Source organism: Brucella sp. TWI559 (assembly GCF_039674265.1).
Lineage (GTDB): Bacteria > Pseudomonadota > Alphaproteobacteria > Rhizobiales > Rhizobiaceae > Brucella > Brucella chromiisoli.
The window spans coordinates 167,679-181,094 of record NZ_JBDJNE010000004.1 but is presented as its reverse complement, the minus strand read 5'-3'; the positions used below and the strand labels follow the sequence as shown (position 1 = coordinate 181,094).

Genomic DNA, 13,416 nt, shown 5'->3' with positions numbered 1-13,416 from the left:
GCGCGCCGTTTTTAATATTAAGCAGCAGCATCAGCAAGAGAGAGAAGGCCGGTATCGCCGTCTACCGAAAGCTTCAACTCGTGATAGCTGTTGATGCTTCTATGTGACGTCTTTGGTGAATGCGGATGTGTTGCTGTCACCACCACAACGCTTGCCCCTGCCGTTTCGCCTGCAACAATACCGGCGGGCGCATCCTCGAAGACCAGACAATTATGCGGGTCAAAACCAAGGCGCTTTGCACCAAGCTGGAAACATTCCGGGCTTGGTTTCCCCCGTTCGACGTCTTCCGCAGACACAATTGTCTTGGGCATCGGCAATCCGGCAGCTTGAAGGCGACGACGTGCAAGCTCGATCGGTGCGGATGTCACAATTGCCCAGCGGTCTTCGGGAAGCGAGTTAACAAAATCCAGCGCACCTTCAATGGCGACGATCCCATCGAGATCAGCCATTTCGGCATCAAGCAGAATTTTGGCTTCTGTATCGGGATCAAGATGCGGCAAACCAAGCCTGCGCACCGTATCGACCGCACGAACACCATGAATGGTTGGAACAAAAGTGACCGGATCAATGCCATGGCGGATAGCCCATTGTCCCCAGACGCGTTCTGTTGCCGCTATTGAACTTAGAACAGTACCATCCATATCAAACAGAAAAGCATCGAAGGTTTTATTGAAGGGGGACAGGTCGGTCAAAACGGGGCCTCGAATTTTCATGGTCAGAATCGTGTATGATGATCTTAGAGCGCATCCCTAAAAGTGTGAAACGCTTTTCGGATAAGATGGCCGCCCCGGCAACTTGATCATTGGCAGCATTTGTGGCTTTTTGCGCCACTTGAAGCGGGGCATTTTATATGAAGCCAGCAAGCTTGCATGAATCGCATTCTCAGGATTATTGTTTAAATGACTGATATTAAAAATAAAAATCACAATTATCCTGATCACCGGTTCTCCGTAGCACCTATGCTCGACTGGTCCGACAGGCATTGTCGTTATTTTCATCGGCTGTTTTCAAAGCGCGCGCTGCTCTATACCGAGATGGTTGTGGCCGATGCGGCCATTCATGGACCGCGCGAGCGTCTTATGGGTTTTGATAACACGGAGCACCCGATTGCGCTCCAGCTTGGCGGCTCCGATCCGGTCAAGTTGCAGGAAGCAGCACGGATTGGTGCGGGCTTTGGCTATGATGAAATCAATCTGAATGTCGGTTGCCCGTCTGATCGCGTTCAATCAGGAACTTTTGGCGCCTGTCTGATGCAAACACCGGATGTGGTTGCGCGCTGCGTCGCGGCCATGAAAGAAGCCGTTTCCGTGCCGGTGACTGTTAAAAGCCGGATCGGGGTCGATGATCAGGACCCGGAAGAAGCCCTTGATGCATTGGCCGATCAGGCTCTTGAAGCTGGTGCTGACGCGCTCTGGGTTCATGCGCGCAAAGCCTGGCTGAAAGGTTTGTCACCGAAGGAAAACCGCGATATTCCACCGCTTGATTATGATCGCGTCTATCGTTTGAAGCAACGCCTTGCTACGTCCTTCATTGGTATCAATGGGGGGGTCGGCTCTCTGCAGGAGGCCGTTGCGCATCGTGATCATGTCGATGGCATTATGCTGGGACGTGCCGCCTATCACAATCCGGCCATTCTCGCTGATGTTGATCATCTCATGTATGGCGATGACGAAAAGCCAACCGATATGGCTGAAATCATCGAAGCAATGTGCGCCTATATCGACAGGCATATTGCAGATGGCGGCAGGCTTTCCCATATCAGCCGCCACATGGTCGGCCTGTTTATGGGGCAACCTGGTGCACGCCGTTGGCGCCAGATATTGTCAACGGACGCGTCCAAGCCCGGTGCAAACAGTAATGTGCTGCGTCAGGCCTATGCCTCCGTCATGGAAGCCAGTGCGGAAGCAGCCTGACTTAATCCATCATGATCAACTGATCGCCGCGAACGCTGAATCCGCCCAGTGTTTGAAGGAAGTTCATACCGAGCAAGCTGCCGGTTATCAGGCCTTCCTGCGTGACCATGGCGCGAATATTGTGCCGCTCAATATCGCCAATCTGCAATGTCGCAATGGTTATGCTGGCGGCTGTCGCTCTGCCATTGGCCGTATTAATCGGCACGTTATAGGAAAGCGATGAGGTGTCTATGCCTGCGCGCTCGGCGTCTTGTTTTGAAAGCACAACGGACGATGCGCCGGTATCGACGAGGAAATGCACACGCGCATCATTGACGCGACCATTCACCTCAAAATGACCGTTGGACGATTTTGCGAGCGTGACTGTGAGCGAGCCATCGGCGGCGCGCCCTGAAATCGGGCTGCCGGGAATAAGCCCGGCGGTGATGCGGCTTCCGACATCCTGAAGCTCGTAGCGATATTGATAGGCGGCAACCAGAGCAAGAATGATGACGGCCCAAACGGCCATATTGCGCGCGAAATCGCTGAGTTTGATACCGGAGCCCAATATGCCTGCCGCAAGCACGACGCCCCAAATACCCATATAGGCAGCCTGACCAAATGCATCATTGGCAAGGCCGAGCGTTGTGCCGCTATCATTGTTTGCCATCAGCAGCAGAATAACAACTGCAATGGCTGCAATCACGATCCAGAACAAACGCCCCATCAGTCTTCTTTCTTTTCCAGTTTTTCACGCCGTGCCGGTAACAGCGCCATGATCGCCTTTCGTTCGTCCTGCTTCATAGCGGACCAACCGGCAATTTCATCAAGGGTGCGTGCGCAACCGAGGCACAAACCGCTTTCGCTGTCTATCACGCAGACGAGCACACATGGAGATTCGATCGCTTCTGCACTCATGGGATCAATGTGGTTTCATCAAAGCGAGATAACAAGGCCAAGCAATATGGTGAGCACACATATCTGCTGTGCTGCGCCCAGCGTATCGCCGGTTTGTCCGCCAATTCTGGCAACGCAGAGCCTTGCAAAGCCAAAAAGCACCACACCGCTGATAACCAGTGCTTTGATAAAGCCGGAAACGCCGACGGAAGCAACGACAGTCACCAATAATAATACCAGACCAATCAAGCAGGCGCAGACAAGTGTTTCCCAGTTTGGTCGCCCCAGATTGTCGGCAAGGCCTCCGGGACGGGCAGAGGGAAGGCCGTGCCAAAGTGTGAGCATTGCAGCACGACTTGCAGCTTCCACACCAATTAAGGCCAGTGCCGCAGAACACGCACCCGCGCGATCGATGATTGCAGCCAGCAGCGCGACCTTGATACCCGTTGAGATAATGAGAGCAAGTGCTGCAAACGTGCCAATGCGGGAATCTTTCATAATTGCCAAGCGCCGCTCTGGCGTGGATGCGCCAAAAAATCCGTCGGCAGTGTCTCCGAGACCATCTTCATGCAGTGCGCCGGTCATAGCGGCGAGTATACCGACTGCGATAAAACCTGACACAATTGATGGCAGGGTGAGATAATCGGATATGAGCAGCCCTATGCCAGCCAGAACTCCAAGAACAGCACCGGCAAGTGGAAAAGCGCGCGCACTTGTTTTTAGCGAATCGCTTCCATCTTCAAACCAGCCATCGGGCAGCGGCAAGCGGCTCAGAAACCCGAGAGACCGAATTGTGTCGCTTAACAAGCTTTTCTTGTGCAACTGCTTGCTCCCGAAAGGAATAATTGCAGCCATTGAGGCATGGCGCAAAGAGGTGATTTGAAAAATTGCGTAAGTGCTTATAGGACGAGCACAACGATATTGCATCCTCCATTGATTGATTGGACCAGACGATATGAGCGCCAGTGGCCTTCCTTTTGACGATTTCCGAGAACTTATCCGCAATCTTCCGGGACCTGATCTTGATGCGGAAGCGGCTGTACGTGCGCGAGAAGTGACATTGACCAAGCCAGCAGGCTCGCTCGGACAGCTTGAAGAGATCGTCGCATGGCTTGCAGCATGGACCGGCAAGTCAACGCCGCAAATCAACCGGCCGCTGGTTGCTGTTTTTGCAGGCAATCATGGTGTGACGGAAAAGAATATCACGCCTTTTCCATCAAGCGTGACCGCGCAGATGGTTGAGAATTTCGCCGCCGGTGGCGCTGCAATCAATCAGATATGCATTGCTTATGATCTGGGCCTTAAGGTTTTCGATCTGGCGCTGGAACATCCCACTGCTGACATCACCGAAGAGGCAGCCATGGACGAGCGCACCTGCGCGGCCACCATGGCGTTCGGTATGGAAGGCATTGCGGGCGGCACCGATCTTCTGTGCATCGGCGAAATGGGAATCGGAAACACGACCATTGCCGCAGCCATTGCGCTGGCGCTGTTTGGTGGCGAAGCTGAAGACTGGGTTGGTCCGGGCACAGGATCAACAGGCGAGCTTCTTGAGCGCAAACTTGCCGCCGTGCGTAAAGCGGTCGCACTGCACGAGGCCCATATAAAAGATCCGCTGGAAGTGCTGCGCCGTCTGGGTGGCCGTGAACTTGCGGCTATGGCCGGTGCAATCCTTGCGGCGCGCATGGAGAAAATTCCGGTCATCGTCGATGGTTTTGTGGCAAGTGCTGCTGCAGCAGTCCTTTATGCGGCCAACCCTGTTGCCTTGGATCATTGCCTTTTCGGCCACGTATCTGCAGAGCCGGGCCACCGCCTGCTTCTCGAAAAAATGGGCAAAAAGCCGCTGCTCGATCTTGGCATGAGGTTGGGAGAGGGTACAGGTGCCGCATTGGCAGCCGGCATTGTAAAGGCCGCAGCGCTTTGCCATAGCGGCATGGCAACGTTTGAACAGGCAGGCGTTACCGCTGGTAAATAATACAAAAAAGCAACGGTGCTTGGCATGCAGCACCGTTGCTTTTTGATTGATTTTCAATCGCTTAATTGCTCTCTTTATCCAGAAGCATGTAATCAAGCGGCAATTCGGTTGTGTACTTGATCTGCTCCATTGCAAAAGACGAAGACACATCGCGAATTTCGATCTTGCTGATCAGCCGTTTGTAGAAAGCGTCATAGGCCGCAATATCCGGCACTGCCACACGCAGCAGATAATCGACATCACCGCTCATGCGATAGAACTCGATGACCTCCGGAAACTCCTGAACCACTTCCGAGAAGCGCTTGAGCCATTCATTGCTGTGCGAGCTGGTGCGAACGGAAACAAACACGGTGACCCGCGTATTGACCCGTATCGGGTCAAGAATGGCGACGCGGCGTTTGATAACACCATCTTCCTCAAGTTTTTGAATACGGCGCCAGCAAGGGGTCGTGGATAGGCCAACCTTCTTTGCGACATCAGCGACTGCCAGTGTTGCGTCTTGCTGCAATAAGCGCAGTATTTTTCTGTCTAGCCTGTCCATGCGTTTTTTATCCCGGTATTAGAAATTGTTTCCCGAACTGTCCGTGTAGGTAAAACTAATTACCTTATCGATTGTATTTGTCTAAACTTACAGGAAAGATATTCTATTGAGAATGCGGGTTATAAAAATTATTTTCCGGGATGAATGAGTTTGCGTATTTTTTGCTGAAGTACTGGTACGACATCGGTATCAAACCATGGATTGCGCTTGAGCCAGCCGCTGTTGCGCCATGAAGGATGTGGCAGTGGAAGCACGGTGCGCCCGGCAGCATTTGGCGTTTCCATAAAGTTGCGCCAGTTCTCCACGGTTTCGGTCAGGCTGGTTTTTCTCCATTCGGGCAAATGATAGGCAAGCGCGTATTGTCCGACAACGAGAATGAATTCGAGCTGCGGCATCGCAGCAAAAACGCGATCATGCCACGTCTGCCGACATTCGCGACGCGGCGGAAGATCGCCGCCATGCTTGTCATAGCCGGGAAAACAGAAGCCCATAGGCACGATTGCAAAAAGCGCAGGATCATAAAACTCCTCGCGCGTTGTGCCCAGCCATTGACGCAGGCGATCACCGGACGGATCATTGAAGGGCAGGGACGTGTTATGCACGCGAATGCCCGGAGCCTGCCCGCAGATCGCAATGCGCGCGGTATCCGAGATGATGCAGACCGGATTGGGCTCGTGTGGCAAAGGCGGCAGAAACAGAGGCGTGTCGCGGCAAATCCGGCAGTTTTTTATGGAATGGCTGAGTTGTTGCAACTGGTCCATGCAGACCATTCTACTCCCCTGGATCAGATGTTTAAAAAGCGGAAGATGATCTTCCTTATATAGTCAATCAATCCGCGTGTTCCATCAAACGCTGGCACATCATGGCTGGTTTCCGCTCCCGCATGTGGCTTTTGATGCGCCTTGCGCCATTGATCAGGCATTTCAAAACGACCAGCCCATATTCCGCGTTTGTGGCGCCGGGCTTCGGCTTCTTCAGTTCTGTAGTCGCCATAAGAAACAGCCCAGCCTTGTTCCACCATCCACTGGTTGAGATTGGCCTCACCGCGATAGCATCGGCCAAGAGTACGCCCAAATTTATCGAAGCCATGTTTCTCGCACCGAATCGCTGCTCCATCGGTTTTTGTGCGCAGCGCATTACGGGCGTCTCTGCCGCAAAAGTAGTCATGACCAGCAATCTGACAGCTTTGCTCCATCTCCGGTGCATCGATGCCCAGAAGGCGAATATGAGCCTTATTGAGAACGAGTGTATCGCCATCAATCACATAGACGCTGCCCGAGAGCGATTCCTGTGGCTGACGGTTGGCCGGAAGATATACAATGATTGCAATAAGCGTAAAAAAGATGAGCAAAGTTAAGAGGATACTGCGTATAGCGCACCCTCTCACTGGCTTCCTTCGCGGGTAGGGTCGCCTGTAGCTGCGCCATTTGCCGGTCATTTTTGATGCCCCCCGTCTCGTGCGGGATCATAACCCAAGTCCAGCGCCGGGCGAAATCGATCTAAATTTGCTCAAACAAAACATCGCAATTTATTGGGGATGAGAAGAGTCCGTTTGTGTTGATTCAGCAACAGTCTTTACCATTGCTTTAGGTTAGAAAGCAGGAAGGTGCTTTCTGCCCATTTCCCGCCACAAAGGCGCGTCACCGCTAAGGAAAGGCGAAAGTGAATAACGACTTCGGAAAGCTTTGGTTTCATCAGGACAGGAAGAAATGAGGAAAGACGCATTGTTTAACAACGATCCGTTTTCGGGCAGCGAAAAGACTGCACGGTCTTCCTATCTTTTTTTTGGTAAAGTTCGAGCTTTTTTCGGTCAAGATCAGGTCGCACTGTTGACGAAAAGACAGTGCAATTTGTCACTTATGTTTTCCACGTCCAACCATTGTGAAAGACCCGCGTTGTGATGCGTATTCGCAGTTTTTCATATCCCCTTATTGCCGCGGCACTTGGACTGGCGATTGCCTGTAACAGCGCACTGGCTTTTGACCTGAACGATGACTCTGAAAAGTCGCGGAGCCCGTTCGAACTCTTCAAGTTCGGTTTCTCTGCTTATAAGAGCGGTCACAAGGACGAAGCTATCAAAGCGCTGCGTTATGCTGCTGAACGCGGCCATCAGGGCGCGAAATGGAAGCTTGCGCGGATGTATGCCGATGGCGACGGCGTGGCTGAAAACGACTATGAAGCGTATCAGATTTTCGAAAAAATCGTCCGTGATGGCGCGGAGCCGGGTTCGGAGAACGAACCCTATGTCGCGGATGCGCTTGTTGCGCTTGCAGGCTATGTGAAGCGCGGCATTCCAGGTTCTCCAGTCAATGCCAACCCCAAGTTTGCACGTAATCTCTATGTGCAGGCTGCATCGAATTTTGGTGATCCGGCTGCGCAGTATGAACTGGGCAAGATGCTTCTTGATGGTGAGGGTGGAGAACCCAACCCAATGCAGGCCGCCCGCTGGTTCCAGCTTGCAGCCAAGAAGGGCAATGCAAGTGCGCAGGCAATGCTTGGCAATATGCTGTTTCAGGCTGGCAAGACCGTTCGTGGCCTTGCCCTGCTGACGGCTGCCTTTGAGCGCTGTTCGTCAGAAGATTGCTCGTGGATTCGCGATATGCAGGAGCAGGCTTTCTCGATCGCTGGTGAAGCGGATCGTCGCAATGCAATTGCGTTGTCCAGCAATATGACGGCCAAGGGCGATTTCTGATAAATTTAAATCGGCCTCATGATCAGAGTGCTAATGTAACCGTGACCGGAACATGATCTGACGGCTTTTCCCACGCGCGGACATGTTTTTCGATGTCAGTTGCAACGAAATGGTTCGCCGCTTCTGGCGACAGCATCAGATGATCGATGCGAATGCCGTTGTTTTTCTGCCATGCACCAGCCTGATAGTCCCAGAATGTATAGAGCCCCACATCATCGGTTGCCGCACGCACGGCTTCAGTAAAGCCCAGATTTTCAAGTCTGCGCAAAGCCTGGCGTGATTGCGGCTGAAACAGCGCGTCGCCTAACCATTGTTGCGGGTTTTGGGCGTCATAGGGTTCAGGGATCACGTTATAGTCGCCTGCAAGAATCAGCGGCTCTTCCAGCTCAAGCCTGCTCTTCGCCCAGTTTTCGAGGCGCTCCATCCATGAAAGCTTATAGGAAAATTTTTCCGTATCGATCGGATTGCCGTTGGGTAGATACAGCGAAACGACACGAAGAACGCCTTTATCAGTCGAAAAGACGGCTTCGATAAAGCGGGCCTGTTCGTCGCTTTCATCGCCGGGAAGGCCGCGATTGACCTCGTCAGGTGATTTTTTGGAAAGAATGGCAACGCCATTAAAGCCTTTCTGGCCATGCGTCTCGACATGATAGCCAAGCGCTTCAATCTCCAGTCGGGGAAACAGATCGTCCACCGACTTGATCTCCTGAAGACAGGCAATGTCAGGTGATGATTCCTTCAGCCAATGCTGGAGGTTTTCGATGCGCGCTTTGACGCCGTTAATGTTCCATGTCGCGATTTTCATGATCAAATGATTAGGCGCAAGAGACGGCGAGGGCAAGCGCTGCTCCCTCTCCATCACAGAATTTCGCCTTGGCTCGATAATTATTCAAATGCCATTTGTATTGCTGCTTTCGCGTTCCTATCTCCATAAAACCGTAGCTAAACAGGAGATTTGAATGTTCGACGCCAAAAAGCTTCTTGACCAATTTCTGGGGTCGCAAATACCGGGTACGTCAGGAAGTGTTCGTGACAAGGCAGGGCAGGTCACTGATCTCGCAAAGAAAAACCCCTTGGCTACGGGGGCAATTGCCGCGGCAATTTTGGGCACAAAAACCGGGCGCAAGCTTGCCGGTAATGTAGCGACTGCTGGCGGCATTGCAGCGATCGCCGGTCTTGGCTATCTCGCTTACAAAAATTATAAGTCAGGTCAGCAGCCGCAGGCAGCCGGGCAACCAGTGGCAAAAGAACCGGAATTACTTCCGCCACCGCCAGCCGATTCTCCGTTTCATCCGCAATCTCCCACAATGAGCAATAGTTTTGCACTCACACTCATTCAGGCGATGATTGCAGCCGCGAAGGCTGACGGTCATATCAATGATGCAGAGCGTGCCCGCATTATGGAAAAGGTGCAGATTTCTGGGCTCGACAACGAAGCGGAAGCTTTCTTTGAGAAAGAACTTGCCCAACCAGTCGATATTGATGCGCTGGTTGCAGCCGCACAGACCGAAGAACAGAAGGTTGAGCTTTACACCGCTTCCCGCTTGACCATTGATCCCGATAGCCGTGCAGAACGGGGATATCTGGACATGCTTGCCGGGCGCCTTGGTCTGCCGGATGCGCTGGTCGATCACATCGATGCGACCGTTTCATCCGTCAAAGCCTGATAAAGAAAAACCGGCTGCATAGAGCGGCCGGTTTCCCTTTTCAAATTATAGACCTGATCAGATCGCAAAGCTTGTTCCGCAGCCGCAGGATGCGGTGGCATTCGGATTGCGGATCTGAAACGATTGTCCCATCAGATCATCAACAAAGTCGATTTCCGATCCATCCATGTAAGGCACGGAAATGGAATCGATGAGCACCTTGGCACCAAGCTTTTCAATAACGATGTCATCGTCGGATTGATCATCTACAAGATCATATTTGTACGAGAAGCCGGAGCAGCCGCCGCCTTCGACCGAAACGCGAAGCGCAGTCTTGCCCGGTTCAGAACCGATAATTTTTGCGATCCGCTTGGCTGCGGATTCAGAAACGGTAATATCTGTCATCTGCCTTGTTCCGCTTGCAATTGCACTTGCCCAGTTGGAATTTTCGAAATTCACGACCAACGCATACTTGCCTTCATGTTTAGCTGATAGCTATGAACGCGAGGTGTGGAAGTCAATGTCTACCTGAATTTAGCGTAATCATATTACAGTGAGGAATGCATCGCAATGTCCCCGGAAGGAATTGGGTCACTTGACGGAATAGGCTTCGGTTATCGTGAACGAGCACCCTATGCCAGCAATCCGATTTTGAGCCGTGGACGCCTGGTGCCGGAGCCGGAAAGCGCCACACGAACGCCGTTTCAGCGCGATCGTGACCGAATCATACACTCAACCGCATTTCGCCGTCTCAAGCATAAAACGCAGGTCTTTATCGCGCATGAAGGCGATCATTACCGAACCCGCCTGACCCACACAATTGAAGTGGCGCAGATCGCGCGCGCGCTGGCACGTGCTTTGCGGCTGGATGAAGATCTCGCCGAAGCCGTAGCGCTCGTGCATGATTTTGGCCACACGCCTTTTGGACATACCGGCGAAGATGCCCTGAATGAGCGCATGAAGCCCTATAGCGGCTTTGATCACAATGCGCAGTCTTTGCGTATCGTGACCAAGCTTGAGCATCGTTATGCGGATTTTGACGGTTTGAACCTCTCATGGGAAACGCTGGAAGGGCTTGTCAAACACAATGGTCCGCTGATTGGTCCTTTTGCGAGCCATTCGGATGAACCGGTTCCGCTGCCAATTCTTGATTTCAATGCACGATATGATCTTGAATTGTCGCGCTTTGCGAGCCTTGAAGCACAATGCGCGGCAATCGCCGATGATATAGCCTATAATGCGCATGATATTGACGACGGTCTCCGCTCCGGTTTGCTGACGCTTTCAGGTTTAGACGAGGTGCCCCTGACCAGAAGGCTTCTGGATATCGTGAGAACCCGCTATCCGGGGCTTGATCCGGTACGCACAGGCCATGAGCTCGTGCGTCGGCAAATCACCGTCATGGTTGAGGATGTGATCGCTGAGTCGCAGCGCCGCATCGCAAGCGCCAATCCGCAGACGCTTGAAGATGTGCATGCCCAGCCATGTGCCCTTGTTGGCTTCTCGGAGACGATGCGGGATGAAGAAAAAGTCCTCAAGCGCTTCCTGTTCAAAAATCTGTATTTTCATGAAAGCGTCGTGGTGCGCAGACATGCAGCAGATAAAATCGTGCAGGATCTGTTTGATATTTGCTTCAATGATCCATCCATCATGCCTGCCGAGTGGCAATCGGGCTGTGAAACGCTTGATGAGGCGGGCAAGGCACGCCGTATTGCCGACTATCTCGCCGGCATGACTGACAATTATGCCGTGCGCGAACACCGACGATTGTTTGACCATACACCCGATTTAGCTTAATCGGGTCCTCACGAAGTGGGTTGTGGCGCTTAGATGCGTCAAAGTCTCCGCTATTTTTATGACGAGCCAACGCCGGAAACCGCAACAATTGCCGGACGGAAGCCTGACAGGACGAACCATGAATATCTTTGCAGATTTCGACGCACGTATCCAAAAAACGTTGCAAGATATTGATCTGAAAGCGAAAGATGGCGGCGAGCTTGATTTGTCGCGTATCAGCGTTGAACCTCCACGAGATGCGACGCATGGTGATATTGCAACCAATGCGGCCATGGTGCTTTCCAAGGCTGTCGGCCAGAATCCGCGCGAGCTTGCAACTGCAATCGCCGAAGCGCTGAAAGGTGACCCGGACGTTGCGACCGTCGATGTGGCGGGTCCAGGCTTTATCAATCTTCGCCTGAAAGATGTCTATTGGCAGCGCGAATTGGCCGCGATGCTGAATGAAGGAACGGACTTTGGACGTTCGAAGCTCGGCAATGGCACCAAGGTCAATGTCGAATATGTTTCGGCCAACCCGACAGGTCCGATGCATGTTGGCCATTGCCGTGGCGCGGTCGTCGGTGATGTGCTTGCAAATCTGCTTAAATTTGCAGGCTTCGACGTCACCAAGGAATACTACATCAACGATGCGGGCGCGCAGATCGATGTGTTGGCCAATTCTGCAATGCTGCGTTACCGCGAAGCGCTCGGTGAGACGATTGGCGAGATTCCAGCCGGTCTTTATCCGGGTGACTATCTGGTGCCGGTTGGCGAGGCGCTTGCCAAGGAATTTGGCAAGAAACTTCTGGAGATGCCCGAAGAAGAAGCGCTTGTGCTGGTGAAAGAGCGCACGATCAACGCGATGATGGCGATGATCCGTGCCGATCTTGAGGCGCTCAATGTTCATCACGATGTTTTCTATTCGGAACGCAAGCTTCACGCCGATCATGCACGTATTATTCGCGCCGCGATCAATGATCTGACGTTGAAGGGCCATGTCTATAAGGGCAAACTGCCGCCGCCAAAAGGCCAGCTGCCGGAAGAATGGGAAGATCGCGAACAAACCTTGTTCCGCTCGACGGAAGTCGGCGATGATATTGACCGTCCGCTGATGAAGTCCGACGGCTCCTTCACGTATTTTGCGGCTGACGTTGCTTACTTTAAAGACAAATATGATCGTGGTTTCAATGAGATGATCTATGTGCTGGGCGCAGATCATGGCGGCTATGTCAAGCGTCTCGAAGCCGTTGCTCGCGCTGTTTCCGATGGCAAGGCGAAGCTCACTGTGCTGCTTTGTCAGCTTGTAAAGCTGTTCCGCGACGGTGAGCCGGTCCGCATGTCGAAGCGTTCGGGTGAATTCATCACACTGCGCGAGGTGGTGGATGAGGTGGGGCGCGATCCTGTGCGCTTCATGATGCTTTATCGGAAGAACGATGCGCCGCTGGATTTTGATTTTGCGAAGGTGACTGAGCAGTCTAAGGACAACCCGGTCTTTTATGTGCAGTATGCTTCGGCGCGTTGTTATTCGGTTTTCCGGCAGGCCATTGACCAGCTCGGGCTCGCGGATCTGGATCGCGTTTCGCTTGGTGCACATCTTCACAAGCTGACCGATGAGAGCGAAATTGCACTTATCCGCAAGCTTGCAGAATATCCGCGTCTGATCGAATCTGCCGCGACCCATCAGGAGCCGCATCGTCTGGCTTTTTACCTTTATGATCTTGCGAGCGCACTTCATTCGCAATGGAATAAAGGCACAGAAAACTCAGACTTACGTTTTATTAAGGTTAACGATCCAGAATTGTCTCTAGCAAGGCTAGGGTTGGTACAGGTGGTTTCCGATGTGCTGACGTCCGGTTTGACAATAATCGGTGCAGATGCTCCGACGGAAATGCGCTAAGACGGTTTCGTTACCCGCAAGATCAACAAAGGTTTTGTGCGGGGGTGGATAAGTCAAAAAGATGGAAGATCAGCGAATGTACAAGTCGTCGATCTTCCTT

The 13,416-nt window shown here is 52.6% G+C and carries 15 protein-coding genes; 6 read left to right on the top strand and 9 right to left on the bottom strand.

Annotated elements, in window-relative coordinates; genetic code table 11:
• Positions 1-17 precede the first annotated feature (17 nt).
• Entirely contained in the window at positions 18-692 is a 675-nt protein-coding gene (locus ABE530_RS07975) for an HAD family hydrolase (RefSeq protein WP_265983880.1), read from the bottom strand.
• A gap of 207 nt (positions 693-899) precedes the next feature.
• Between ABE530_RS07975 and dusA the strand changes: the two genes are divergently transcribed.
• Positions 900-1,913 (top strand): tRNA dihydrouridine(20/20a) synthase DusA, encoded by a 1,014-nt coding sequence (dusA, locus tag ABE530_RS07970; protein ID WP_499694183.1) that lies wholly within the window; start codon positions 900-902, stop codon positions 1,911-1,913.
• 1 nt (position 1,914) lies between these two features.
• Here the strand turns inward: dusA and ABE530_RS07965 are convergent, their stop codons facing one another.
• From ABE530_RS07965 to ABE530_RS07955, 3 genes are read right to left on the bottom strand one after another with little or no spacing between them, the layout of a single operon-like run.
• A complete protein-coding gene (locus tag ABE530_RS07965; protein ID WP_499694182.1) occupies positions 1,915-2,619 on the bottom strand; it encodes a TIGR02281 family clan AA aspartic protease in 705 nt (234 codons plus the stop codon).
• A complete protein-coding gene (locus ABE530_RS07960; protein ID WP_499694181.1) occupies positions 2,619-2,810 on the bottom strand; it encodes a DUF1289 domain-containing protein in 192 nt (63 codons plus the stop codon). Before ABE530_RS07960 ends, ABE530_RS07965 begins: the two co-directional genes overlap by 1 nt.
• An 18-nt stretch (positions 2,811-2,828) precedes the next feature.
• The gene (locus ABE530_RS07955) at positions 2,829-3,644 is read right to left on the bottom strand and encodes an adenosylcobinamide-GDP ribazoletransferase (RefSeq protein ID WP_499694180.1); all 816 of its coding nucleotides are present in this window, start codon (positions 3,642-3,644) and stop codon (positions 2,829-2,831) included.
• Positions 3,645-3,744: 100 nt separating this feature from the next.
• Between ABE530_RS07955 and cobT the strand changes: the two genes are divergently transcribed.
• Complete coding sequence (cobT, locus tag ABE530_RS07950) at positions 3,745-4,764, top strand: nicotinate-nucleotide--dimethylbenzimidazole phosphoribosyltransferase (protein ID WP_265983612.1); 1,020 nt, start codon at positions 3,745-3,747, stop codon at positions 4,762-4,764.
• A gap of 61 nt (positions 4,765-4,825) precedes the next feature.
• On the opposite strand, the gene ABE530_RS07945 is transcribed toward cobT, so the two are convergent.
• The 3 genes from ABE530_RS07945 to ABE530_RS07935 all read right to left on the bottom strand — a co-directional run bounded on the left by ABE530_RS07945 (position 4,826) and on the right by ABE530_RS07935 (position 6,743).
• Positions 4,826-5,305 (bottom strand): Lrp/AsnC family transcriptional regulator, encoded by a 480-nt coding sequence (locus ABE530_RS07945; protein ID WP_499694179.1) that lies wholly within the window; start codon positions 5,303-5,305, stop codon positions 4,826-4,828.
• 128 nt (positions 5,306-5,433) lie between these two features.
• Entirely contained in the window at positions 5,434-6,066 is a 633-nt protein-coding gene (locus tag ABE530_RS07940; RefSeq protein WP_499694242.1) for a uracil-DNA glycosylase family protein, read from the bottom strand.
• A 23-nt stretch (positions 6,067-6,089) separates the two neighbouring features.
• A complete protein-coding gene (locus ABE530_RS07935; RefSeq protein WP_499694178.1) occupies positions 6,090-6,743 on the bottom strand; it encodes a thermonuclease family protein in 654 nt (217 codons plus the stop codon).
• Between the two features lie 462 nt (positions 6,744-7,205).
• Here ABE530_RS07935 and ABE530_RS07930 point away from each other — a divergent pair, with 462 nt between their 5' ends.
• Entirely contained in the window at positions 7,206-7,997 is a 792-nt protein-coding gene (locus ABE530_RS07930; RefSeq protein WP_265983616.1) for a tetratricopeptide repeat protein, read from the top strand.
• A gap of 22 nt (positions 7,998-8,019) precedes the next feature.
• On the opposite strand, the gene xth is transcribed toward ABE530_RS07930, so the two are convergent.
• Positions 8,020-8,802: an exodeoxyribonuclease III gene (xth, locus tag ABE530_RS07925; protein WP_499694241.1), complete on the bottom strand. Its 783-nt coding sequence runs from the start codon at positions 8,800-8,802 to the stop codon at positions 8,020-8,022.
• A gap of 154 nt (positions 8,803-8,956) precedes the next feature.
• Here xth and ABE530_RS07920 point away from each other — a divergent pair, with 154 nt between their 5' ends.
• Positions 8,957-9,664 carry a tellurite resistance TerB family protein gene (locus ABE530_RS07920; RefSeq protein ID WP_265983617.1) on the top strand — a complete coding sequence of 236 codons (708 nt, stop codon included), beginning with the start codon at positions 8,957-8,959 and terminating at the stop codon, positions 9,662-9,664.
• 57 nt (positions 9,665-9,721) lie between these two features.
• Here ABE530_RS07920 and erpA read toward each other — a convergent pair whose 3' ends face one another.
• The gene (erpA, locus tag ABE530_RS07915; RefSeq protein WP_007874671.1) at positions 9,722-10,048 is read right to left on the bottom strand and encodes an iron-sulfur cluster insertion protein ErpA; all 327 of its coding nucleotides are present in this window, start codon (positions 10,046-10,048) and stop codon (positions 9,722-9,724) included.
• Positions 10,049-10,213: 165 nt separating this feature from the next.
• Between erpA and ABE530_RS07910 the strand changes: the two genes are divergently transcribed.
• Together ABE530_RS07910 and argS are read left to right on the top strand one after the other, a co-directional pair.
• Positions 10,214-11,440: a deoxyguanosinetriphosphate triphosphohydrolase gene (locus ABE530_RS07910; protein ID WP_499694177.1), complete on the top strand. Its 1,227-nt coding sequence runs from the start codon at positions 10,214-10,216 to the stop codon at positions 11,438-11,440.
• A gap of 118 nt (positions 11,441-11,558) precedes the next feature.
• Positions 11,559-13,316 (top strand): arginine--tRNA ligase, encoded by a 1,758-nt coding sequence (argS, locus tag ABE530_RS07905; protein WP_499694176.1) that lies wholly within the window; start codon positions 11,559-11,561, stop codon positions 13,314-13,316.
• The last annotated feature ends 100 nt before the right edge of the window (positions 13,317-13,416 follow it).